Here is a 23,780-nt window from a genome sequence, read left to right on the forward strand (position 1 = left end):
GTAGGAACTTTCCTGTTTTATATCTATGCCCCCTCGAGTTCATGCTCCCCCCTCAACTTCTGAGCTAATGTGCCCGCTTTATTTGCACTTGCATGGAATGTGATTATGAACACCGTTTTTATTATCGATGACCACCCGGTTATAAGGCTGGCCATCAGGATGTTGCTGGAACACGAAGGTTACGAAGTCGTCGGCGAAACGGACAACGGGTGCGACGCCATACAAATGGTCCGCGAATGCCTGCCGGACCTGATCATCCTGGACATCAGCATTCCGAAACTCGATGGGCTCGAGGTGCTGTGCCGATTCAACGCCATGAATACCTCGATGAAAACCTTGGTCCTGACCGCCCAATCCCCCACCCTGTTCGCTACACGCTGCATGCGCTCGGGCGCCGACGGATACGTGTGCAAGGAAGGCGACCTGAGCGAACTGCTGAGCGCCATTCGCGCCGTATTGTCCGGCTACAACTACTTTCCCAGCCAGGCCTTGAACTCCCACGGTGCAGACGGCGTGGATACCCAGGAGCTTGAACTGTTCAAGGCAGTCAATGACCGCGAGTTGATGGTATTGCAACTTTTTGCACAAGGCCGCACCAACAAGGAAATAGCCAAGGGTATGTTTCTGAGTAATAAAACTGTAAGCACTTATAAAAAGAGGCTGATGCAGAAACTTCAAGCCAAGTCCTTGGTAGAACTTATCGAGATGGCAAAACGAAACGCGCTAGTGTGAGAAAACGGATGCCCAGGTGTATAAAGGACTATCTGATTATATTGAGTGCCGGCTTGTGCTTCAGCGCCGCCGTGCCCGCAACCCCTCAAACTGGCCCGGAACATTTCAACCTGCTGAGCCGCGCGAGCTACGTACCACTGGAAAACCGCCTGAACAAAGCCCAACGCCAATGGCTACAGAACAAACGCGAGTTGGTGCTGGGCACCGCTTTCCCTGACTACCCGCCCTTCGATCTCACGTCCAGTGGGCGCGACTATGAAGGACTCACCGCCGACTACGCCGGCCTGCTCGCCAAGGCGCTGGCCCTGCCGGTCAAGGTACTGCGCTATCCCTCCCGAGAGGCCGCGATCAGCGCCCTTGAAACCGGGGAGATCGACTTGCTGGGCTCCTCCAACAGCTTTGAGGCGGCAAACCCCCACCTGGCATTGTCAGAGCCGTACGCCGTGGACCGGCCGGTGCTGGTAACCCGCGAAGGCGAAACCCGTAGCCTCAGCGAGGGCCTGGCCGGAATGCGCCTGGCACTGGTCTACCACTACCTGCCCCTGGGTGAGGTGGAAAAGCTGTACCCCAAGGCGATCATCCGTGCCTACCCCTCGTATCAGAATGCGCTGAACGCGGTGGCCTTCGAACAGGCCGACGTTTTTCTCGGCGATACCATTTCCACGCATTACATGATCAACAAGGGCTACCTGAAGAACGTGCGGATGGCGAACTTCGGCAAGCATGAAGCCTATGGGTTCAGCTTCGCGATGCCCCAGCACCAGCACACCCTGCTGAGCATCGTCGACGAAGTCTTGCGCGCGGTGCCCACCAGCGAACGTGAAACGATCGCCAAGCGCTGGAGTGCCGGCAGCGACATCCTGCTGACCGACCAGAAACTGCAACTGACCTTGCGCGAAGAACGCTGGCTGCGGGACAACCCGGTGGTCAAGGTGATCGTCAACGAAACCTTTGCACCGCTGACGTTTTTTGACTCCGACGGGAATTTTCGCGGCATCGCCGCCGACTTGCTGGAACTGGTTCGCCTGCGCACCGGCTTGCGCTTCGACGTCCAGCGCGAACGTGATGTTAACGTGATGATCAATCAGGTCGAGGCGGGCAAGGCCGATATCATCGGGGCGGTCATCCCCAGCGTCGAGCGCGAAGCCCAGTTGAACTTCAGTCGCCCCTACCTGGAAAACTCCTACGTCATGTTGACGCGCAAGGATGGCCAGGCCCCCAGCAGTCTTGAGGAAATGCAAGGCAAGCGGCTGGCGGTGACCCAGGGCAGCCCGTTGCAAACATTCCTGCGCGACAACTTTCCCAGGATCCAGCTGGTAGAAACCGGCGACACCTTCAAGTCGGCCGAATTGCTGGTGCAAGGCAACGTGGACGGCGCAGTGAATACCTTGGTGGTCGCCAATTACTTCCTGTCTTCGCCGATGTTCCAGGACAAGCTCCAAATCAGTTCCAGCATCGGCACCACCCCTGCCACTTTTGCGCTGGCGACAGCACGCAGCGCCACCGAACTCACCTCGATTCTCGACAAGGCCCTGCTGAGCATCGCCCCGGATGAGCTGGGGGTGATCAACAGTCGCTGGCGCGGCTACACCGCGGCCTCCGACAGTTACTGGCGCGACTACCATCAACTGATTGCCCGCATCATCTTCGGCACCGGCCTGCTATTGCTGATTTCCCTGGGCTGGAACGCTTATATGCGCCGCCAGATCAAGCACCGCAGGATGGCGGAGCGCGCGCTCAATGATCAGTTCGAGTTCATGCGTGCGCTGGTCAACGAGACCCCGCACCCGATCTACGTCCGCGACCGCAAGGGCCTGCTGCAGACCTGCAACGACAGTTACCTGCAGGTGTTCGACGTCAAGCGCGAGGAGGTGATCGGCAAAAGCGCCCTGCAGATCAGCACGGCGATGGCGGCGGAGGCGGCGCAATACCATGCCGACTACAAGCGCGTGGTGTCCGAAGGCAACCCGCTGATCCTCGACCGCACCCTGCACATTCGCGAGAAAAAACTGACGATCTACCACTGGATCCTGCCGTACCGCGACTCCGTCGGCGAGGTCCAGGGCATCATCGGCGGCTGGATCGACATCAGCGAACGACGCCAGTTGTTCGACGAACTGCGCGCCGCCAAGGAGCGTGCCGACGAAGCCAACCGGGCCAAGAGCACCTTCCTCGCGACCATGAGCCACGAAATCCGCACGCCGATGAACGCCGTGATCGGCATGCTCGAGCTGACCCTCAAGCGAGCCGACCAGGGTCATCTCGATCGCCCGGCCATCGAAGTGGCGTACAACTCGGCCAAGGACCTGCTGGAGCTGATCGGCGATATCCTCGATATCGCCCGTATCGAATCCGGCCGCCTGAGCCTGGCGCCCGAACGCGTCAACCTGCGGGAAGTGATCGAGTCGGTGGTGCGCGTGTTTGATGGCCTCGCCCGGCAGAAAACCCTCAGCCTGTTGCTGGAGTTCAAGCCCGAGCTGGACGCCACCGAGGTCTTGATCGACCCGTTGCGCTTCAAGCAGGTGCTGTCCAACCTAGTCAGCAACGCGATCAAGTTCACCGAGCAAGGCCAGGTAAAGATCAAGGTCGAGGTGTTACCCACCCAACTGCCGCAGCAGATCGAGATGAAACTGGTGGTCGAAGACACCGGCATCGGCATCAGCCGTGACGATCAGATGCGCCTGTTCGAACCCTTTGCCCAGGCCGACAACTCCGGGCACCTGGCGAGGAGCGGCGCGGGCCTGGGGTTGGTGATCTGCCGCAGCCTGTGCGCGATGATGGGCGGCCAACTGAGCCTGAGCAGCGTGCCGATGGTCGGCACCCAGGTATACGTCAACCTGAAGATGACGCGCCTGCAGCCGGTGCTGGCGGTGGACGAATTCAAGCCCGAGGCCCCCGCGACGGCGCCCGTGCTGAATGTCCTGGTGGTGGACGATCACCCGGCGAACCGGCTGTTGATGTGCCAGCAGCTCGGCTACCTGGGCCACCAGTTCACCGCCGCCCACAACGGCTCGGCCGGTTTCCAGGCCTGGCGCCAGGAGCACTTCGACCTGGTGATAGCCGACTGCAACATGCCCATCATGAATGGCTACGAGTTGAGCCGCTCGATCCGCGAGTACGAGCAGCGCGAGCAACTGACGCCCTGTGTCGTACTGGGCTTTACCGCCAACGCGCAACCCGAGGAGAAACAGCGCTGCGCCCAGGCAGGCATGAACGATTGCCTGTTCAAACCCATCAGCCTCACCGCGCTGGAGCGGCAACTGGCGCAGATCAGTCCGCGCTCGGCCGGCCTGATCCTGGACCTGGGTAATTTCGAGGCCTTGACCGGCGGCGATCCGCAGATGAGTCGACGCCTGCTGGAGGAGTTGCTGAGCAGCAGTCGTCGCGATCGCCAGGAATTGCTCGCCTTGATAGCCACCCAGGCTTCATCCCGGGACATCAGCGAACAGGCGCACAAGATCAAGGGCGCTGCCCGCATCGTTCAAGCCCGAACGCTGGCTTCGCAATGCGAAAGCCTCGAACAGGTGTGCGCGCAGGATGCTGACCGCCCCCTGATCGACACGCAGGTGAAAGCCCTGGAAAAACTGATGCTGGAGCTGGAACGGCTGCTGCAGGTGCAGTTGCAGGAGCTGGAGAGTCAATAAGGGGGCGGCATCCGCCCCCTCGTTGATCAGCAGTCGGTCAAGCGCAGGAAGATCGCCGCCAGCTGTTCGATACCCGCCTGGTCCTGCTCGGTAAAGCGTGCCAGGGACGGGCTATCGAGGTCGAGGACGCCAATCAGCCTGTCGCCCTTGACCAGCGGCACCACCAACTCGCTGTTGGAGGCGCTGTCACAGGCAATATGCCCGGGAAACGCGTGGACATCCTCGACGCGCTGGGTCTGGCGCGACGCCGCCGCCGCTCCGCACACACCACGACCGAACGGAATACGCACACACGCGATCTGCCCCTGGAACGGCCCCAGCACCAGCTCTTCATTGCGGTTGAGGTAAAAGCCGGCCCAGTTCAAGTCGTCCAGCTGGTTAAACAGAAACGCCGAAAACTGCGCACTGTTGGCGATGAAATCGCGCTCATCGGCCAGCAGCGATTCCAGCTGCGCGCACAGCATCGCGTAGCCGTCGAGGCCGGTGCCGGCGTGTTGTAGATCGATCATGGCTGACGCTCCAGGAGTTTGAGGCCTACCCAGTAACGGGCAAATTGGTACGCGCAGCGGCCATTGCGGTTGCCGCGCCCGGTCGCCCAGCGAACGGCGAGGATGTCGAGCGCCTCATCGCGCTGCCACTGCAAACCGGCTTTGTTAGCAAGCTCGCCGATCCAGTGCTCGACCACATCCAGGAAATGCTCTTGCGTGAACGGGTAGAACGACAGCCACAGGCCAAAACGGTCGGACAAGGCAATCTTGTCTTCCACCGCCTCGCTCGGATGCAGCTCACCGTCCACGCGTTTCCAGTTGTCGTTGTCACTCTGGTTTTCCGGTACCAGGTGGCGACGGTTGGACGTGGCGTACAGCAGCACGTTTTCCGGAGCCTGTTCCAGCGAACCATCCAGCACACTCTTGAGTACGCGATAATCGCCCTCGCCGGCCTCGAACGACAGGTCGTCGCAGAACAGGATAAAGCGCTGCGGCAGCTTGACCAGTTGCTCGACCACCCGTGGCAGGTCGGCCAGGTGATCGCGCTCGATTTCGATCAGGCGCAGGCCGGCCTTGGCATGCTGGGCCAGCAAGGCACGCACCATCGACGATTTGCCGGTGCCGCGTGAACCCCACAGCAGCGCGTGGTTGGCTGGCAGGCCATCAATGAATTGCTGGGTGTTGCGGGCCAGTTGTTCGCGTTGCTTGTCCACGCCGATCAGGTCGGACAGGCGCATGTCCAGGCTCACCTCCAGCGGCAACAGGAAGCCGGTGCGACCTTCACGCTGCCAACGGGCGGCAAGGCACTGGTTCCAGTCGATGGCTTGGCGTGGCGCGGGCAACAAGGGTTCAAGGCGGGCGAGTACTGCGTCGGCCCGCTCAAGAAAAGCATTCAGTCGAGAATCCACGATTATTCCTCTGGCAAGTTCTTGCAAAAGATGGCGTATTGGCAACCCTGCGGCGGATCGCACGAGGCCGCGTAAAAAACGATTCATGCCGGCAAGCCAGAGCCTGTGGATGTTCAGCTATGCTTGCCGGGCGAAGGGAAACGTGAAGTGGTTCAACACTCGATGGATATCAAGTTCGCCCACCGCTTGTCTTATAAACAAGCCAGATTGACTGTGCTGGTCGGTTTCGTCTTGGGAACCTTGCTCAGCCTGATCCAAATCGGCATTGATTATGCCAGCGAAGACGCATCCATCAACCGTGAAATACGCTCGCTGATCGAAATCAGCCATAATCCTACGTCGCGTATTGCCTATAACATTGACGCCGAATTGGCCCAGGAATTGACCCTGGGCCTGCTGCACTCCCCGGCGATCATTCACGCGCAGTTGATCGACAACAACGGCGTGGTACTGGCCGATGTCGAACGGCCGCGCATGGAAAGCCCCTACCGCCCCATCAGCGATTTCCTGTTTGGCGCCAACCGTCAGTTCGAAGACCGGCTGTACCTGAGCCATATGCCCAACGAATCCCTCGGCGTGCTGCGCCTGGACGTGGACACCTACGCCTTCGGCAGCCGTTTCCTGCACCGTGCCGAGATCACCCTGCTCAACGGGTTTGCCCGTAGCCTGCTGCTGACCGGCATTCTCCTGGCCCTCTTCTACGTGATGCTGACCCAGCCACTGGTACGCGTCATTCGCGAGCTGAGCAACCGCCGGCACGCACGCCTGGACTGCCCAGCCGGGCATGAACACGACGAGATCGGTGTGCTGGTCAGCGTGGCCAACCAGCAGTTTGAAAACATGGAGACGGAGATCCAGCAACGCCGACATGCCGAAGACCGACTGACCGAATACTTGGGGCAACTGGAAAACATCGTCTCCGCGCGCACCCTCGAACTCAAGGCGAGCAACCAGCGCCTGAGCCAGTCCAACGAAGAATTGGAAGCGGCGAAGATGACCGCCCTGGGCATGGCCCAGGCCCGCGCGGCGTTTCTGGCGAACATGAGCCATGAAATCCGCACCCCGCTCAATGGGCTGCTGGGGATGATCGCGCTGTCACTGGACAGCTCGCTGAACGCCGAGCAGCGCCAGCAACTGTCGATCGCCCATGACTCGGGCAAGGTGCTGGTGGAGTTGCTCAACGATATCCTCGACCTGTCCAAGTTCGACGCCGGCCAGTTGGAGCTGGAGGTGATCCCGTTCGACCTGGGCTCGCTGGTCGAAGACACCGCCAACCTGCTGTCGCAGAACGCCGCGCCGAGCGTCGAGCTGACCTGCCTGATCGACCCGCAGTTTCCTGCCCAGGTGCTGGGCGACCCGACGCGCGTGCGGCAGATCGTCAGCAACTTGCTGTCGAATGCGTTGAAGTTCACCCGTTTCGGTCGTGTGGATGTGCGCCTCAGCGCCCTGAATGGCCGGGTGCGCATCGAAGTGTGTGATACCGGTATCGGCATTGCGCAGGAAGCCCAAGTGAAAATCTTCCAGCCCTTCACCCAAGCCGGCGCGGGCATCACCCGCCAGTTTGGCGGCACGGGGCTGGGCCTGGCGTTGACGCACAACCTGTGCGAAGCCATGAAAGGCCGTCTGAGCATCAGTTCGGAGGTCGGCTTTGGCAGCCAGTTCTGCGCCGAGCTGCCCTTGCCCCTGCATTTGCCCGCCGTGCAACAGGCGCCTCTGGCGGGTGAGGTCATCGCCATAACCAGCGCCGGCAGTGGCCTGACGGAACTGCTCAGCACCTTGCTGCCGCATTGGGGGCTGACACCCCGCTGCTACTCGCAGGACGAGGATTTGAGTGGCCTGGCCCCGGACCTGCTGATCACCGATTGTCCGGAATGCCTGTTCCGCCTGCGGCCTGCCATTACCGCACCGATCCTGCTGGTGACTGCCTATGGCAACTTCATGCCCAGCGAAGAAGTGGCGGCGCTGGCGCCCTTGCAGCAACAGGCGCGCCCCTTGAGCCGCAATGCGTTGTACCAGATCCTGCAGCGCAATTTACGCAGCGACCCGCAACTGATCCTCGACCCCCTCCAATTGGAAGCCGCGCCCCTGGCACACCGGGCGCGCATCCTGCTGGTGGAGGACAATCCGGTCAACCAATTGGTCGCCAAGGGCATGTTGAGCAAGCTGGGGTGCGAAGTGGTCGTGGCCGCCCATGGTGGCGAAGCGCTCAAGTTCCTCGAGGACCAACGCTTTGACCTGGTGCTGATGGACTGCAACATGCCGGTGATGGATGGCTATGAGGCCAGCCGGCAGATCCGCCAAAGCGGACGCTGGCCGGACCTGCCGATTGTCGCGCTGACCGCCAACGCCCTTTCCGAAGAGCGCGAGCGTTGCCGGGCAGCGGGCATGAATGACTACCTGGCCAAGCCGTTTCGCCGCGAAGAACTCAAGGGCCTGCTGGACCTGTGGGTGCCGACGACGACAAGTCTCTGATCTGCCCAAGCAACTGGTCCAGGCCGTGGCGCAAGGCGTCGGCCTGGTTCAGGTCGATGCCGCTGTCACATAACAATCGGGTCTTGAGGCCATGGGCCTGGTCGCGCAGGTGCACACCGGCATCACTGAGACTGAGGTGCACTTCGCGCTCGTCCCTGGCGCTGCGCTGGCGCCTGACCCACTTGAGCTGCTCAAGGCGCTTGAGCAGCGGCGTCAGCGTGCCCGAGTCGAGCATCAGGCGCTCGCCCAGGGCCTTGACCGTCGGTTGCGCCGGAGCCACTTCGTGCCACTCCCACAGCACCAGCATTACCACATATTGCGGGTAGGTCAGGCCAAGCTGATCCAGCATCGGCTTATAAGCGCGGGTCACGGCCCGGGAGGCGGCATACAGTTTGAAACACAACTGATCGTCCAGGGCCAGGGACACGGTAGGCAGGTCGGTCATTTGAGCAGGGCTTCAATCTCTTGGGTGAGGTCCTGCGGCTTGGTCGTCGGGGCAAAGCGCTTGACCACCTGGCCGTCGCGGCCAATCAGGAACTTGGTGAAGTTCCACTTGATCCCCTTGGACCCCAGCAGGCCCGGCGCCTGTTTTTTCAGTTGCACGAACAGGGGATGGGCCTCAGTACCGTTCACGTCGATTTTCTTGAACAGTGGGAAGCTGACGCCGTAGTTCAGCTCGCAGAATTCGGAAATCGCGCCTTCGTTGCCCGGCTCCTGCTTGCCGAACTGGTTGCAGGGAAAGCCCAGTACCACCAGGCCCTGGTCCTTGTACTGCTGCCAGAGCTGCTCCAGGCCCTTGTACTGCGGGGTGAAGCCACACTTGCTGGCGGTGTTGACCACCAGGATGGCCTTGCCAGCGAAATCGGCCAAGGTCTTTTGCTCACCCTTGATGGTGGTGCACGGGATGCTCAGCAGGTTGTCGCTCATGGCAGTGTCTCGATAGGGAGAAAAGAAGGTAAACATAGTAGGCAATTAAATTGCATGCAATTTAATTGGCGGCATTGATACCCCACTATCACCTTTTCCCTGCAGGCGCCCGGCTTGCGGCGCTTGCGATCCCATGGATGCCATCGCCGGCAAGCCGGGCTGCTACAGGGGTTTACGTTGGCCTATATCGCTCAGCGCGGGACCAGGTCCAGGCACACCGAGTTGATGCAGTAACGCAAGCCGGTCGGCGGCGGGCCGTCCGGGAACACGTGTCCCAGGTGCGCATCGCACTTGGCGCAGGTGACTTCCGTGCGGATCATGCCGTGGCTGACATCGCGAATCTCGACCATCGCGCTCTCGGCGATCGGCGCGTAGAAGCTCGGCCAGCCGCAGCCGGAATCGAACTTGGTGGTGGAATCGAACAGGGGCTCGTTGCAGCAGATACAGTGGTACACGCCATCGGTCTTGGTTTCGTTGTACTTGCCGCTGAAAGGACGCTCGGTGCCCTTGAGACGGCAAACCTGGTACTGCGCGGGATCGAGCATGTCCCGCCACTCTTCAAGGGTTTTCTGCAACTTATCCATCGGTACACCTCGGCAACTGAAAAAGCCTGATCTGTGTCTTTTCCATGGATCAGGCGGCACGTATGATTGCGCCTCTTCAAAACGCCAGTCTGGCACCCGCGCAACCGGCATTCAAACGTATTTATGGGTGCGGGCCCCGCAGGATTCGCAGTACGGTAGTGTCCACACCGTCTGGATCGTTCATTTTCAGGATCACATCGCCATGCAGGTCAGCAAATCGAACAAGCTCGCCAACGTCTGCTACGACATTCGCGGCCCAGTGCTCAAGCACGCCAAACGCCTGGAAGAGGAAGGCCATCGCATCCTCAAGCTGAACATTGGCAACCCGGCGCCGTTTGGTTTCGAAGCGCCGGACGAAATCCTCCAGGACGTGATCCGCAACCTGCCCACCGCCCAGGGCTACAGCGACTCCAAGGGCTTGTTCAGCGCGCGCAAGGCGGTGATGCAGTACTACCAGCAGAAGCAGGTCGAAGGCGTCGGTATTGAAGACATCTACCTGGGCAATGGCGTGTCCGAGCTGATCGTGATGTCCATGCAGGCGCTGCTCAACAACGGTGATGAAGTGCTGGTGCCGGCACCCGACTACCCGCTGTGGACGGCAGCGGTGACCCTGGCCGGCGGCCACCCGGTGCATTACCTGTGCGATGAAGGCGCCGACTGGTTCCCGGACCTGGCCGACATCAAGGCCAAGATCACCCCCAACACCAAGGCCCTGGTGATCATCAACCCGAACAACCCCACCGGCGCCGTGTACTCCAGGGAAGTGCTGCTGGGCATGCTCGAGTTGGCGCGCCAGCACAACCTGGTGGTGTTCTCCGACGAGATCTACGACAAAATCCTCTACGATGATGCCGTCCATGTGTGCACCGCGTCGCTGGCACCTGACCTGCTGTGCCTGACCTTCAACGGCCTGTCCAAGTCGTATCGCGTGGCGGGCTTCCGTTCTGGCTGGATCGCCATTTCCGGGCCCAAGCACAACGCCCAGAGCTATATCGAAGGCATCGACATGCTGGCCAACATGCGCCTGTGTGCCAACGTGCCGAGCCAGCACGCCATCCAGACCGCCCTCGGCGGCTACCAGAGCATCAACGACCTGGTACTGCCCCAGGGCCGCCTGCTGGAGCAGCGCAACCGCACCTGGGAACTGCTGAACGCGATCCCGGGCGTAAGCTGCGTGAAGCCCATGGGGGCGCTGTACGCTTTCCCACGCATCGACCCGAAGGTCTGCCCGATCCTCAACGACGAGAAGTTCGTGCTCGACCTGCTGCTGTCGGAAAAGCTGCTGGTGGTGCAAGGCACGGCGTTCAACTGGCCGTGGCCGGATCACTTCCGTGTGGTGACCCTGCCGCGTGTGGATGACCTGGACATGGCCATTGGTCGCATCGGCAACTTCCTCAAGTCCTATCGCCAGTAGGGTAGATGTCGCAGTACGACCGACATGCGGTCGTACGGCGAGTATCTGGCAACACTTCTCTACCCGCGCCCCAAGCCTTGGCACCTGTGGCGCCCAGTCCGGCACTTGCACCCTATAATTACAGGGCTGCAAGGCAACGGCGAAGTGATCCAACCGCGGCTAGCGAGCCGGAAAATCCCTTCAAGACTCTACATTCAGGCTGTAGGACACAGTTTGAAATAGTCGCTCGGTTGAATCACCCCATGCCGCACCTTATATACCCCGCAGTACGCGACATATTAAGCATGAGGAGAACTCTACAACCATGATGCGCATCCTGCTGTTCTTGGCCACTAACCTGGCGGTCGTGCTGATTGCCAGCATCACCCTGAGCCTTTTCGGCTTCAACGGGTTCATGGCGGCCAACGGGGTTGACCTGAACCTCAATCAGCTGCTGGTTTTCTGTGCCGTCTTTGGTTTTGCCGGCTCGCTGTTCTCGCTGTTCATCTCCAAGTGGATGGCGAAAATGAGCACCAGCACCCAGGTCATCACCCAGCCACGCACCCGGCATGAGCAATGGTTGCTGCAAACCGTGGAGCAGCTGTCCCGCGAGGCGGGGATCAAGATGCCCGAGGTCGGGATTTTCCCGGCATATGAAGCCAACGCCTTTGCCACCGGCTGGAACAAGAACGACGCACTCGTTGCGGTGAGCCAGGGCATGCTCGAACGCTTCTCCTACGATGAAGTGAAAGCCGTGCTGGCCCACGAGATCGGCCACGTCGCCAACGGTGACATGGTCACCCTGGCGCTGGTTCAGGGGGTAGTGAACACCTTCGTGATGTTCTTCGCGCGGATCATCGGCAACTTTGTCGACAAGGTGATCTTCAAGAACGAAGAAGGCCGCGGTATTGCCTACTTCGTGGCGACGATCTTCGCTGAAGTGGTGCTGGGCTTCCTGGCCAGCGCGATCACCATGTGGTTCTCGCGCAAACGCGAGTTCCGTGCAGACGAAGCCGGTGCACGCCTGGCCGGTACCGGGGCGATGATTGCAGCACTGCAACACCTGCGCTCCGAACAAGGCCTGCCGGTGCATATGCCGGACAGCCTGACTGCCTTCGGCATCAACGGTGGCATCAAACAGGGCATGGCTCGCCTGTTCATGAGCCACCCACCGCTGGAAGAGCGTATCGACGCACTGCGTCGTCGCGGCTGACAGCCGGCGCAAGACAAGAAGGGGCGATCTGATCGCCCCTTTTTTGTGGGCGCTTATATCGTCATCGCGGGCAAGCCCGGCTCCCACATTTGGATCGCGTAGCGGCCAGATGCCAGGCCGCCTGCGGGAGCAATCTCCCCCGCCACAGGTCTGGCAGCGTACCCGAAGCGGTGTAAATACCCAGGCCTGGTCAACGCATCGTCAGCTGATAGACACGCTCATCCAGCTGCGTAACGCCGTCCTGAACGAACTTCCAGCTCTCGCCGAGGATGTCCTGCTCTTCCAGCACGCGCAGCGTCCATTGCGAGCCGAACAGCACCTTGACCTCGTCATCCGTCACCGCAAACGGCGGGCCGGCCTTTTGCGTCTGATCGTAATCGAGGGTGATCAGCAGCCCCTGGCAACCGGGACGCAGCAACTGGTGCAGATGCTCGGCATACTGCGCGCGCATCAACGGCGGCAAGGCGATCAGTGCGGCGCGGTCATAAAGCGCGGCGCAATCGGCCACGGCCTCTGCGTCCAGGGCGAAGAAATCGCCGCACCACACCTCGATCAGATCAGCCTGGTACACGCTGAAGACGCCGCGCCGTGTGATGCGCGGCACCAGGTTCTGCTCGCTGAAAAACGCCTTCACCGCCTGTTCCGACAGCTCCACGCCGAGTACCCGCAGCCCATGGCTGGCCAGCCACATCAAGTCCAGGCTCTTGCCACACAAGGGGACCAGCACCTGGGCGCCCTGCGCGAGGGCTAACTGCGGCCAGTGCCGTTGCAGGTAAGGGTTGACCTCAGGCAAGTGAAAACCGATCTGATTGCGCGCCCAGCGCTCCTGCCAAAACTTAGGCTCCATGGATCACTCCGAAAATTCGATCAAATGGTGCTAAAACTTATATTAGATTTAGATCAATGATCTGATTGAAGATGGGCCCATGTTAACGCTCAGGACCCTCCCCATGCTCCCCAGCCTGTTTATTTCCCACGGTTCGCCCATGCTCGCCCTGCAACCCGGTGACAGCGGCCCTGCCCTCCAGCGTCTGGCTGCCGAACTGCCACGACCGCGGGCGATTGTGGTGGTGTCGGCGCACTGGGAAAGCCAGGAGCTGCTGGTCACCGGCAGCCCCGCACCCGAAACCTGGCACGACTTTGGCGGCTTTCCCCCCGAGCTGTTTGCCGTGCAGTACCCGGCGCCGGGCAACCCGCAATTGGCCGGAGAAATTGTCGAACTGCTGCATGCCGACGGCCTGAACGCACGCATTGATGAGCGCCGGCCCTTTGACCACGGCACCTGGGTGCCGCTGTCGCTGATGTACCCGGCGGCAGATATTCCGGTGGTGCAGGTGTCCCTGCCCAGCCGCATGGGCCCTGCCCTGCAGACCCGCGTCGGGCACGCCCTCGCCAGCCTGCGCGAGCAAGGCGTGTTATTGATCGGCTCGGGCAGCATCACCCATAACCTCGGTGAGCTTGACTGGCGCGCCGGGCCCGAGACCATCACGCCATGGGCGCTGGAGTTTCGCGACTGGGTCGTCGACAAGCTGGCAGCCAACGATGAAAACGCCTTGCACGACTATCGCCGCCAGGCTCCGAATGCCGTGCGCAGCCATCCCAGCGATGAGCATCTGCTGCCGCTGTATTTTGCGCGCGGCGCCGGTGGCGCTTTCAGCGTGGCGCATCAGGGTTTCACCCTTGGGGCGCTGGGCATGGACATCTACCGCTTCGGCTGAAGCAACCCTTTGTAGGAGCCGGCAAGCCGGCTCCTACGGGCGCGCAGACCGACCAAAAATAACAGGCAAAAAAAATCCCCGAACCAGTCGGGGATTTTTTATGTGCGATCAATCAGCCCAGGGGCGGATCAATCTTCGCGGTAGCGACGCAGCTTCAGCTGCTTACCGGCAACGCGTGTGTCTTTCAGCTTGGCCAGCAGTTTCTCCAGACCGTCTTCCGGCAGCTCCACCAGGGAGAAGCTGTCACGGACCTGGATGCGACCGATAGCTTCACGTGCCAGGCCACCCTCGTTGAGGATAGCGCCCAGCAGGTTCTTGGCCGCGATACCATCACGCGCGCCCAGCGCGGTACGGCAACGGGCACGACCTTCAGCCAATGGAACCGGAGCACGACGCTCACGATCACCACGCTCTGGACGGTCGCCGGAACGCTCTGGACGATCACCGCGTGGCGCGCTGTTCGGCACCAGTGGACGTTCTTTCTCGATCGCTGCCAGGGTCAGGGCCTGACCGTTGGTAGCCTTGCGCAGCAGCGCTGCAGCCAGGGCACGCGGGGTGCAACCGATATCGGCGGTCAGGCGGTCCAGCAGGTCGCCGTGGGTCGATTCAGCATCAGCCACCAGCGGCGACAGGCTGTTGGTCAGTTTCTTGATGCGGGCATCGAGAACGGCCTGGGCATCCGGCAGGCGGACTTCGGCGACTTTCTGACCGGTTACACGCTCGATCACTTGCAGCATGCGGCGCTCACGTGGAGTCACCAGCAGCAGTGCACGGCCTTCGCGACCAGCACGGCCGGTACGGCCGATACGGTGAACGTAGGACTCTGGATCGTACGGCATGTCCACGTTGAACACGTGGGTGATACGTGGAACGTCGAGACCACGAGCGGCTACGTCGGTTGCCACAACGATGTCCAGGCGGCCATCCTTGAGGGAGTCGATTACGCGCTCACGCTGGTTCTGGGCGATGTCACCGTTCAGCGCAGCGGCCTTGTAGCCTTTGGCTTCCAGGGCACTGGCCAGGTCCAGGGTCGCTTGCTTGGTGCGCACGAACATGATCAGGGCGTCGAAGTCTTCGACTTCCAGCAGGCTCAATACAGCCGAGGTCTTCTGGTCAGCGTGAACCAACAGGTGAGCCTGTTCGATCGCGGTAACGGTCTGAGTCTTGGTCTGGATCTTCACGTGTTGCGGATCGCGCAGGTGGCGCTCGGCAATGGCACGGATCGACTGTGGCAGGGTGGCCGAGAACAGTACGGTCTGACGGGTCGGTGGCAGTGCCTTGAAGATGACTTCCAGGTCATCCATGAAGCCCAGCTTCAACATTTCGTCGGCTTCGTCCAGAACCAGGTGGTTCACGGTCGACAGGACTTTCTCGTCACGACGCAAGTGGTCGCACAGACGGCCCGGGGTGGCAACGACGATCTGTGCGCCGTTACGGATAGCTTTCAGTTGCGGGCCCATCGGCGCGCCGCCGTAGACAGCCACAACGGTAACGCCTGGCATTTGCTTGGCGTAGGTTTCAAAAGCGGTTGCTACTTGCAGCGCCAACTCACGAGTTGGCGCGAGGATCAGGGCTTGCGGTTCGCGCTTGGCAGGATCGATGCAGTGCAGGATAGGCAGGGCGAACGCGGCGGTTTTACCGGTACCGGTTTGCGCCTGGCCAATCATGTCCTGGCCGGCCATGATGATCGGGATCGATTGCTGCTGAATCGCCGAAGGCTCTTCGTAGCCGGTCGCTGCGACGGCTGCAAGAATATTCGGGTTAAGATTAAAAGCGGCGAAGCCGCCGGTTTCCTGGGTCATGGGTCTGCCTCTAAGTGCATCCGCAAAGACCCATGCTCCAAAGCTGCGCATGCCGTGTTGAGACTCAAGAGTCGCCCTGGCTGCTTTGTCGGCGGGGATTTGCGAAAACGAATGAATGAAAAAGATTCGTCAAGGGAGAGTCCGCTGTGCGGACGTGCAGCCGAAGCTGACTTCGGGGAATTGCGCTACCTAAACGCGGCCCGGTTAAAGGCCGGCGCGCACTATACCGGAAATAGCTGAAAAAGGGAGCTTTTTTTATCGCAAAGTGCCGATAAACCGCGCTGCGCCACAGTCTTTGCGCGGCGGCCCGCAAGGGTCTATTTTTCAAAGGCCCGGCCCCGTTGGTCGTAACGCTTAAACGGTTCACCTGGCGATCAACACCTTTGGTCCGAAACCTTCCATTGCGCCCGAGGGCACCCCCGATGAATCAACCCAGCAGCAGCCGCGTCAGTCGTGAACTCCAGGGTCATGTCCTGCTGTTGGGCCTGGATCGAGTCGCCAAGCGCAACGCGTTCGACCTGGATCTGCTCAATGAGCTGAGCCTGGCGTATGGCGAATTTGATCGAAATGCAGACGCGCGCGTGGCGGTGGTATTCGCCCACGGCGACCACTTCACCGCCGGGCTGGACCTGGCCAACGTCAGCGGCGTGATGGCGGGAGGCTGGCAACCGCCGCTGGGCGGCTGCGATCCGTGGGGCGTGTTCGCCGGTCCCAGGGTGAGCAAACCGGTGATCGTGGCGGCCCAGGGTTACTGCCTGACCATCGGCATCGAGTTGATGCTGGCGGCGGATATCAACCTGTGCGCGAGCAATACCCGCTTCGCACAGATGGAAGTGCAACGTGGGATCTTTCCTTTTGGCGGTGCGACCTTGCGCTTTCATCAGGTCGCCGGCTGGGGCAACGCCATGCGCTGGTTGCTCACCGGCGATGAGTTCGACGCCCATGATGCCCTGCGCCTGGGCCTGGTGCAGGAGGTGATGGCGAGTGAAGACCTGCTGCCGCGCGCCATCGAGCTCGCCAGCCGCATCGCCCGCCAGGCACCGCTTGGGGTGCAGGCAACCTTGATGTCGGCACGCCTGGCGCGCATCGAAGGCGAAACCGTCGCGGCCGCCGCCTTGCCGCCGATGGTGGATAAGTTGCTCAACAGCGAGGATGCCAAGGAAGGCGTGCGGGCGATGATCGAGAAGCGTCCCGGGGTGTTCAAGGGGATCTGAACCGGCTGATGGCGCTATGGCGGGCAAGCCCGCTCCCACACGGTGCGCATTTCCACCTGTGGGAGCCGGGCTTGCCCGCGATAGCGTTAAAGCAGGCGACTAAGTTGCCGGCCGAATCGCCTTGATCAACGGCTGCAACGAATAACCCAATCGCGGTGCCAGCGCCTCGGCACGCGCCGACAGCGCATCCAGGTCCAGCGCCTGATCGAGTTCCGAAGGCACCAGCAGAATCACATTGCCCTCCTTCACCGGCAGTTCCCAGTAATGCCGGTGGTACAACCCGCGCAACAACGCCGCCCCCAGGGGTTTGCCGTCGTCGGTGGCCCACTGGTTGATCACCAGCCAGCCGCCGGGGTTGAGTTTTTTCTGGCAGTTTTCCAGGAAGGTCCAGGCCAGGTGCCCGACGCCTGGGCCGACATCGGTATAAAGGTCGACGAAAATCAGGTCGGCCGACTCGGCTGTATCGAGCAATTGCAGGGCGTCGCCGATGCGGATGTACAGGCGCGGATCGTCGTCCAGCCCCAGGTACTCGATGGCCAGGCGCGGCACGTCGGGGCGCAGTTCGATGGCTTCGACGTCTTCCAGCGGCAAAAACTTGAGGCACGCCTGGGTCAAAGTGCCGGCGCCCAGGCCGAGGAACAGTGCACTCTCCGGCAGCTCATGGCACAACGCGCCGATCAGCATCGCGCGGGTGTAGTCGTACTCCAGCCAGCTGGGGTCGGCGGTGAACACGCAGCTTTGCTCGATGGCGTCGCCAAATTCGAGAAAGCGGTAATCGGCCACTTCGAGCACACGGATCATACCGAAATCATCATGGACTTCGGCCAGCAGGCGCTCGACACGCTCCTCGGTCATCACTACTCCTAAAGGGTTTACCGCACGGCAAAGGCGCGATTGTCGGCCAACCGGCGGCAACAGGTCACGCACTAATTGCTGATAACATTGACGCCCGACCGTCAACCACCCTATCGAGTTCATGATGAGCCAACCCTGGAGCCCCGACAGCTGGCGCGCCCTGCCGATCCAGCAACAACCCCAGTACCCGGACGCTGCGCACTTGCTGCAAGTGGAGCAGAACCTGGCCAGCTACCCGCCGCTGGTATTTGCCGGGGAAGCCCGTGAGTTGCGCCGTCAGTTTGCCGAAGTGACCCAGGGTCGGGCGTTCCTGCTGCAAGGCGGTGACTGCGCCGAGAGCTTTGCCGAGTTCTCCGCCGCGAAGATCCGCGACACCTTCAAGGTGCTGTTGCAGATGGCGATTGTGATGACCTTCGCCGCCGGCTGCCCGGTGGTCAAAGTCGGACGCATGGCCGGTCAGTTCGCCAAGCCACGCTCGGCCAATGACGAGACTATCGACGGCATCACCCTGCCCGCCTACCGCGGCGATATCGTCAACGGGATCGGCTTCGACGAAAAAAGCCGGGTGCCGGACCCCGAGCGCCTGCTGCAGTCCTATCACCAGTCCACCGCGACCCTCAATCTGCTGCGCGCCTTTGCCCAGGGTGGCTTTGCCGACCTGCACCAGGTTCACAAGTGGAACCTGGACTTCATCGCCAACTCCGCCCTGGCGGAAAAATACAGCCAACTGGCCGACCGCATCGACGAAACCCTGGCGTTCATGCGCGCCTGCGGCATGGACAGCTCACCGCAACTGCGCGAAACCAGCTTCTTCACCGCCCACGAAGCGCTGCTGCTCAACTACGAGCAAGCCTTCGTGCGCCGGGACAGCCTGACCAACGACTACTACGACTGCTCGGCGCACATGCTCTGGATCGGCGACCGCACCCGCCAACTGGACGGCGCCCATGTCGAGTTCCTGCGTGGGGTGAACAACCCGATCGGGGTCAAGGTCGGCCCAAGCATGAACCCCGACGACCTGATCCGCCTGATCGACATCCTCAACCCGGACAACGACCCCGGTCGCCTGAACCTGATCGCGCGCATGGGTGCGGGCAGGGTCGGCGAACATCTGCCCAAGCTGATTCGCGCCGTTCAGCGCGAGGGCAAGCAGGTGCTGTGGAGCTCGGACCCGATGCACGGCAACACCATCAAGGCCAGCAGCGGCTACAAGACCCGCGACTTCGCGCAGATCCTCGGCGAAGTGAAGGAGTTCTTCCAGGTGCACCAGGCCGAGGGCAGCTATGCCGGCGGGATTCATATCGAGATGACCGGGCAGAACGTCACCGAGTGCATTGGTGGTGCGCGACCGATCACCGAGGATGGCTTGTCGGATCGTTACCACACCCACTGCGACCCCCGGATGAATGCCGATCAGTCGCTGGAACTGGCGTTCCTGATTGCGGAGACGCTCAAACAGGTCAAGCGTTGAGAGGTTGAATCGCCGGGGCTGACGCCATCGCGCGCAAGCCCGTCGCCCACAAGTGCCCGCGATGAGGCTCTAAACAAGCCTGTCCCGACTGATCATCGCCGCCCGCAACCTGTCGGCACTTGGCCGCTGGCAATTGAGCTGGATCTGTTCCAGCCCCAGCCAGTCGGCCATCTGTCGAAGGTTCACGGCCAGCGCCAGCATCCCCTCTTCATCCAGCCCCGGTTCTTCTTCGTGCACCGCATGTACAGCCAGCCGCCCGTTGGCACGTTCGGCGCGCAAGTCGATGCGCGCGGCGATGCGTTCGTTGTGCAGGAACGGCAGCACGTAGTAGCCATAGACCCGCTTGTCTTGCGGGGTATAGATCTCCAGCCGATAGCGAAAATCGAACAGGCGCTCGGTACGCGCGCGCTCCCAGACCAGCGAATCAAACGGCGACAGCAACGCGCTGGCCGGCACCTTGCGTGGCACTTTCGGCTCGGGCAGACAGTACGCCGGTTGTTTCCAACCTTGCACCTGGCACACCTGCAACTGCCCGTCCTCCACGAGTTCGGCCAGGCGATTGCGACTGTCGGCAGGGTCGAGGCGGAAGTAATCGCGCAGGTCTTTTTCGGTAGCGACGCCAAGTGCAGTCGCGCTGTGCAACAACAAGCCGCGCTGGGCCTCGGCTTCGCCCACCGTTGTCAGCAGGATCTCGCCAGGGATCACCCGTTCCGGCAAATCGTAGAGCCGCTCGAACCCACGTCGACCGGCCACGGTGACCAGCCCCGCAGCAAATAGCCATTCCAGCGCGTGTTTTTCCTCGCTCCAATCCCACCACGGGCCGGCGCGCTCCTCGCGAGTCGACAGACTCCCCGCGCCCAGCGCACCCTGCTGCTCCACGGTCTTCAGGACGCGTTGAATGACCGCCTGCTGCTCACGGCCAAAGCGCGCCATTTGCGAATAAATGCCCTGCCCTTGCTGCGCCCGCTGCATGCGCCAGCGCATCAACGGGTACAACGCCATCGGCAGCAGCGAGGCCTCATGCCCCCAATATTCGAACAGCGAACGCCGGCGCCCCTGGCTCCAGGCCGCCTGTTCGAGGATCAACGGGGAGTAAGTGCCCAAGCGGGAAAACAATGGCAGGTAGTGAGAACGCACCACGGCATTCACCGAATCGATCTGCAACACACCCAGGCGTTCGACCAGGCGGTTGATGTGAGCGGCCTTGATCAGTGCAGGCGCCTGGCGCCCGGAAAAACCTTGGGCGGCCAGCGCCAGGCGTCGAGCTTGCTTGAGTGAAAAAGACAGGTCGGCGGGCATGCGAATCTCCATATGGGCGCGCCGACTACCCTACTGCATCCCGCGTCATTTTCGCAGCGGGTCTTGCCAGAAATGCAGGTGGCGATCCTGCTCGACGTCGCCGCGGTTAAGCCCTATATCCTTGAGCGCATCATCACTCAAGGCTGCCAGTGTCTGGCGCTCCGCATGCAGCGCCTGCCACCGCACAACCTTATGGAATAGCCCGGAAAACGGACGTTTCGCCAGCAACACAAAGCCTCTTTGACCTTTCATCTTCTCGCCCTCCAGTGGGGATGACGCGAGTGTGTGCTTGGCCTTATGATCAATCCAACGAATGTTTCTTATACAATACATCTCAGAGATTGATCAATTGTCCGGCTACCCGAGCATCGACACCGAAGTGCTGCGTACCTTCGTCGCCATCGCCGACCAGGGCGGTTTTACCCGCGCCGGCGAATTGGTCAATCGCACTCAATCAGCGGTGAGCATGCAGATGAAGCGCCTGGAAGAAGACGTGCTGCAACGCAAGCTGTTCGAGCGCGACGGGCGTCAGGTCCGGCTGACGCCCGAGGGTCAGGTGCTGTTGGGCTACGCGCGACGCATCCTCAAGCTGCACAGCGAGGTGTTCAATACCTTGCGCGAGCCCCACATGGTCGGCTTGGTGCGCATCGGCACGCCGGATGACTACGTGATGCGCTTCCTGCCGGGCATTCTCAAACAGTTTTCCAAGGCCTACCCGCTGATCCAGATCGAGATGCACTGCGAGGGATCAAGCGTGTTGATGCAGCGACGGGACCTGGCGCTGACCGTTATCAGCCGCGAGCCGGGCAATGATGTCGGTGAGCTGTTGCGCACTGAACGCATGGTGTGGGCGGCGGCGCCGTGCTTTTGCGTGGACGAGCACGATGCCCTGCCACTGGCGATTCCCGGTGGCGACTGCCTCTACACGCAATGGGCCCTGGCGGCACTCGATTCGGCCGAGCGCAATTATCGCCTGGCCTACCACAGCTCCAACGGGGCGGCGATCCAGGCCGTTGTCAGCGCGGGCCTGGCGGCCATGGTCAGCATGGAAAGCCTGGTGACCCCAGACCTGTGCATACTCGGCAGCGAGGACGGCTTCCCCCCATTGCCTTCGATGAATCTGCGCCTGCTGCGCAACCCATTGCTGGCCTCGCCGATTACCGATTGCCTGGCCGACTACATCATCGAAGGCTTCAAACTTTAAACGTCAGCATCACCGCGCACACCACCAGGAAGCCGCAAAACAGGCCGCGCAGTACACGCTCCGGCAGCGCATGGGCCACTTTCACGCCCCAACTGATGCTGAGCATTCCGCCAACGGCCAGCGGCACGCCGATCATCCAGTCCACTTCGTGGTGCCAGGCGTAGGTGACCAGGGTCACGCTGGTGCTGGGCAGCGCCAGGGCCAGGGACAGGCCTTGGGCGACGACTTGGGTGGTGCCGAACAGGCTGGTCAGCACCGGAGTAGCGACCACCGCGCCCCCGACGCCAAATAGCCCGCCCATGGAGCCGGAAGCTGCGCCCAAGACGCCAAGCCACGGCCAGGAATAACGCATTTGCGCGGTAGGCGGCGCGTTGCGTGTGAACATGCGCAGCAGGTTGTAGGCCGACAGCGTCAGCAGGAATGCGATAAAGCCGATGCGCATCGCGCCTGCGTCCAGCCCCACGGCCCAGATCGAGCCGAGCCAGGCGAAGCTGAAGCCCATCACGCCCAAGGGCAGCGCATGCCTCAATTCGATACGGTTGCGCTGGTGATAACGCCACAGCGCCAGCATCACGTTGGGCACCACCATCACCAGCGCCGTGCCCTGGGCAAGTTGCTGATCGAGGCCGAACAACACGCCAAGTACCGGGATAGCGATCAAGCCACCCCCAATCCCGAACAGGCCGCCCACCGTGCCGAGGGCCGCGCCCAATATCAGGTACATCGCTAGATCCAACACCGTTCGCTACTCCCCCATTCCAGGCCTTGCATGCTACGCAGTCGCCCCTGGCACGGAAACGCACAGCAACGCACAATGGCTGTGCCAATTCCGCATAAGCGTACGCCTATGAACCCCAACACTCTCACCGATCAGCTCGGCCTGTTTCTGGATGTTTTGGAAACCGGTAGCTTCTCCGCCGCCGCCCGCCGTCATCCGCTGACACCCTCGGCGGTGGCTCGGCGCATCGACAGCCTGGAAAGCTCGGTGGGCAGTCGCCTGTTCCAGCGCAGCACCCACGCCGTGGTACCGACGCCCGCCGGCCTGGCGTTTGCCGAGCGGGCGCGGCGGATTGTCAGCGAGTTGCAACTGGCGCGCGCCGAGGCAGTGTCTCTGAGCCATGCGCCAGAAGGCCTGATTCGTGTGGATGCGCCCGCAGCATTCGGCCGACGGCACCTGGCGCCGGTGATTGCGGATTTCCTCAACGTTTATCCGGGGTTGGATGTGCACCTGCATTTGATCGACAGCTTTGTCGACATGCAGGGCGCCCACCTGGGCAAGGTCGACCTGGTATTGCGCGCCGGGCATATCGTCGATACCCGCCTGATCGCCACGCCGCTGGCCAGCATCGTGCGCATCGCCTGTGCCAGTCCGGCCTACCTGAAAAGCCGTGGCACCCCCACTCATCCGCGCGAACTGAGCGAGCATGATGGCCTGGATTGGGACGGCCTGGCCCCCATGTTCGCATGGCGCTTCGAGCTGGATGGTCGCCGCGCCACCTACCGTCCGCAGCGCATCCGCATGAGCGCCAACAACGCCGAAGCGCTGCTGTCCGGCGCCCTCGCCGGGCTGGGGATCGCCCACTTGCCCACTTGGCTGGCCAGTGAATACCTGGTACGCGGCGAACTGTTGCCACTGTTTTGCGAGGATGCCCTGCCCAGCCCGGAAACCACCGGGATTTACGCCTTGCGCCTGGAACAGCAGGCGAATGCCCGCAGCCGGTTGTTGCTGGAATACCTGAAATCGCGCTTCAGCCCGGTGCCGCCCTGGGATCTGGCGCTGCAGAGCGGGCTTGTCTGACCACCCGGACAGAATTATCTGGCGCATTAAAGATTTGCCCGCTAGATTCCAGGCCAGA

21 protein-coding genes are annotated in these 23,780 nt (G+C 61.7%); 10 read left to right on the plus strand and 11 right to left on the minus strand.

The features are described from left to right. The first annotated feature begins 105 nt into the window (after positions 1–105). Complete coding sequence (locus BBG20_RS07125) at positions 106–732, plus strand: response regulator transcription factor (protein ID WP_065901673.1); 627 nt, start codon at positions 106–108, stop codon at positions 730–732. 8 nt (positions 733–740) lie between these two features. Next, complete coding sequence (locus BBG20_RS07130; RefSeq protein ID WP_065901675.1) at positions 741–4,376, plus strand: transporter substrate-binding domain-containing protein; 3,636 nt, start codon at positions 741–743, stop codon at positions 4,374–4,376. Positions 4,377–4,402: 26 nt separating this feature from the next. Here the strand turns inward: BBG20_RS07130 and BBG20_RS07135 are convergent, their stop codons facing one another. Together BBG20_RS07135 and BBG20_RS07140 are read right to left on the minus strand one after the other, a co-directional pair. Further along, a complete protein-coding gene (locus BBG20_RS07135) occupies positions 4,403–4,885 on the minus strand; it encodes a GAF domain-containing protein (protein WP_065901677.1) in 483 nt (160 codons plus the stop codon). Further along, positions 4,882–5,772, minus strand: a complete 891-nt coding sequence (locus BBG20_RS07140) for an ATP-binding protein (protein WP_065901679.1) — start codon at positions 5,770–5,772, stop codon at positions 4,882–4,884. The genes BBG20_RS07135 and BBG20_RS07140 overlap by 4 nt, the downstream gene beginning before the upstream one ends. 162 nt (positions 5,773–5,934) lie before the next feature. On the opposite strand from BBG20_RS07140, the gene BBG20_RS07145 reads away from it, so the two are divergent. Beyond that, complete coding sequence (locus BBG20_RS07145) at positions 5,935–8,244, plus strand: hybrid sensor histidine kinase/response regulator (protein WP_065901680.1); 2,310 nt, start codon at positions 5,935–5,937, stop codon at positions 8,242–8,244. On the opposite strand, the gene BBG20_RS07150 is transcribed toward BBG20_RS07145, so the two are convergent. The 3 genes from BBG20_RS07150 to msrB form a co-directional block, all read right to left on the minus strand. After that, on the minus strand, positions 8,198–8,689 hold the full coding sequence (locus tag BBG20_RS07150; protein WP_065901682.1) for a MarR family winged helix-turn-helix transcriptional regulator: 492 nt from the start codon (positions 8,687–8,689) through the stop codon (positions 8,198–8,200). The two genes, BBG20_RS07145 and BBG20_RS07150, sit on opposite strands and share 47 nt — an antisense overlap. After that, a complete protein-coding gene (locus BBG20_RS07155; RefSeq protein ID WP_065901684.1) occupies positions 8,686–9,171 on the minus strand; it encodes a glutathione peroxidase in 486 nt (161 codons plus the stop codon). The genes BBG20_RS07150 and BBG20_RS07155 overlap by 4 nt, the downstream gene beginning before the upstream one ends. A gap of 191 nt (positions 9,172–9,362) precedes the next feature. Continuing rightward, positions 9,363–9,755 (minus strand): peptide-methionine (R)-S-oxide reductase MsrB, encoded by a 393-nt coding sequence (gene msrB / locus BBG20_RS07160; RefSeq protein ID WP_065901686.1) that lies wholly within the window; start codon positions 9,753–9,755, stop codon positions 9,363–9,365. 202 nt (positions 9,756–9,957) lie between these two features. On the opposite strand from msrB, the gene BBG20_RS07165 reads away from it, so the two are divergent. Continuing rightward, entirely contained in the window at positions 9,958–11,169 is a 1,212-nt protein-coding gene (locus BBG20_RS07165) for a pyridoxal phosphate-dependent aminotransferase (RefSeq protein WP_025857865.1), read from the plus strand. Between the two features lie 304 nt (positions 11,170–11,473). Continuing rightward, a complete protein-coding gene (gene htpX / locus BBG20_RS07170; protein ID WP_034102803.1) occupies positions 11,474–12,361 on the plus strand; it encodes a protease HtpX in 888 nt (295 codons plus the stop codon). Between the two features lie 190 nt (positions 12,362–12,551). Here htpX and BBG20_RS07175 read toward each other — a convergent pair whose 3' ends face one another. Further along, entirely contained in the window at positions 12,552–13,208 is a 657-nt protein-coding gene (locus BBG20_RS07175; RefSeq protein ID WP_065901688.1) for a thiopurine S-methyltransferase, read from the minus strand. Positions 13,209–13,311: 103 nt separating this feature from the next. Here BBG20_RS07175 and BBG20_RS07180 point away from each other — a divergent pair, with 103 nt between their 5' ends. Then, a complete protein-coding gene (locus tag BBG20_RS07180; protein WP_065901690.1) occupies positions 13,312–14,079 on the plus strand; it encodes a DODA-type extradiol aromatic ring-opening family dioxygenase in 768 nt (255 codons plus the stop codon). Between the two features lie 128 nt (positions 14,080–14,207). Here BBG20_RS07180 and BBG20_RS07185 read toward each other — a convergent pair whose 3' ends face one another. Continuing rightward, positions 14,208–15,881: a DEAD/DEAH box helicase gene (locus BBG20_RS07185; RefSeq protein ID WP_065901692.1), complete on the minus strand. Its 1,674-nt coding sequence runs from the start codon at positions 15,879–15,881 to the stop codon at positions 14,208–14,210. A 422-nt stretch (positions 15,882–16,303) separates the two neighbouring features. Between BBG20_RS07185 and BBG20_RS07190 the strand changes: the two genes are divergently transcribed. Then, a complete protein-coding gene (locus BBG20_RS07190) occupies positions 16,304–17,095 on the plus strand; it encodes a crotonase/enoyl-CoA hydratase family protein (RefSeq protein WP_065901693.1) in 792 nt (263 codons plus the stop codon). Between the two features lie 99 nt (positions 17,096–17,194). Here BBG20_RS07190 and BBG20_RS07195 read toward each other — a convergent pair whose 3' ends face one another. Then, positions 17,195–17,950 carry a spermidine synthase gene (locus BBG20_RS07195; protein WP_065901696.1) on the minus strand — a complete coding sequence of 252 codons (756 nt, stop codon included), beginning with the start codon at positions 17,948–17,950 and terminating at the stop codon, positions 17,195–17,197. Positions 17,951–18,074: 124 nt separating this feature from the next. Here BBG20_RS07195 and BBG20_RS07200 point away from each other — a divergent pair, with 124 nt between their 5' ends. Continuing rightward, positions 18,075–19,421: a class II 3-deoxy-7-phosphoheptulonate synthase gene (locus BBG20_RS07200; RefSeq protein ID WP_065901698.1), complete on the plus strand. Its 1,347-nt coding sequence runs from the start codon at positions 18,075–18,077 to the stop codon at positions 19,419–19,421. A 69-nt stretch (positions 19,422–19,490) separates the two neighbouring features. Here the strand turns inward: BBG20_RS07200 and BBG20_RS07205 are convergent, their stop codons facing one another. Further along, a complete protein-coding gene (locus BBG20_RS07205; RefSeq protein WP_065901700.1) occupies positions 19,491–20,720 on the minus strand; it encodes a winged helix-turn-helix domain-containing protein in 1,230 nt (409 codons plus the stop codon). A 45-nt stretch (positions 20,721–20,765) separates the two neighbouring features. Continuing rightward, entirely contained in the window at positions 20,766–20,972 is a 207-nt protein-coding gene (locus BBG20_RS07210) for a DUF1127 domain-containing protein (protein WP_065901701.1), read from the minus strand. A 97-nt stretch (positions 20,973–21,069) separates the two neighbouring features. On the opposite strand from BBG20_RS07210, the gene BBG20_RS07215 reads away from it, so the two are divergent. Beyond that, positions 21,070–21,924: a LysR family transcriptional regulator gene (locus BBG20_RS07215; RefSeq protein WP_065901939.1), complete on the plus strand. Its 855-nt coding sequence runs from the start codon at positions 21,070–21,072 to the stop codon at positions 21,922–21,924. Here BBG20_RS07215 and BBG20_RS07220 read toward each other — a convergent pair. Further along, on the minus strand, positions 21,914–22,663 hold the full coding sequence (locus tag BBG20_RS07220; protein WP_065901703.1) for a sulfite exporter TauE/SafE family protein: 750 nt from the start codon (positions 22,661–22,663) through the stop codon (positions 21,914–21,916). The two genes, BBG20_RS07215 and BBG20_RS07220, sit on opposite strands and share 11 nt — an antisense overlap. A gap of 108 nt (positions 22,664–22,771) precedes the next feature. Between BBG20_RS07220 and BBG20_RS07225 the strand changes: the two genes are divergently transcribed. Further along, on the plus strand, positions 22,772–23,722 hold the full coding sequence (locus tag BBG20_RS07225; RefSeq protein ID WP_065901705.1) for a LysR family transcriptional regulator: 951 nt from the start codon (positions 22,772–22,774) through the stop codon (positions 23,720–23,722). Positions 23,723–23,780 lie beyond the last annotated feature (58 nt).

It is taken from the genome of Pseudomonas aylmerensis (genome assembly GCF_001702265.1).
Classification (GTDB): Bacteria; Pseudomonadota; Gammaproteobacteria; order Pseudomonadales; family Pseudomonadaceae; genus Aquipseudomonas; species Aquipseudomonas aylmerensis.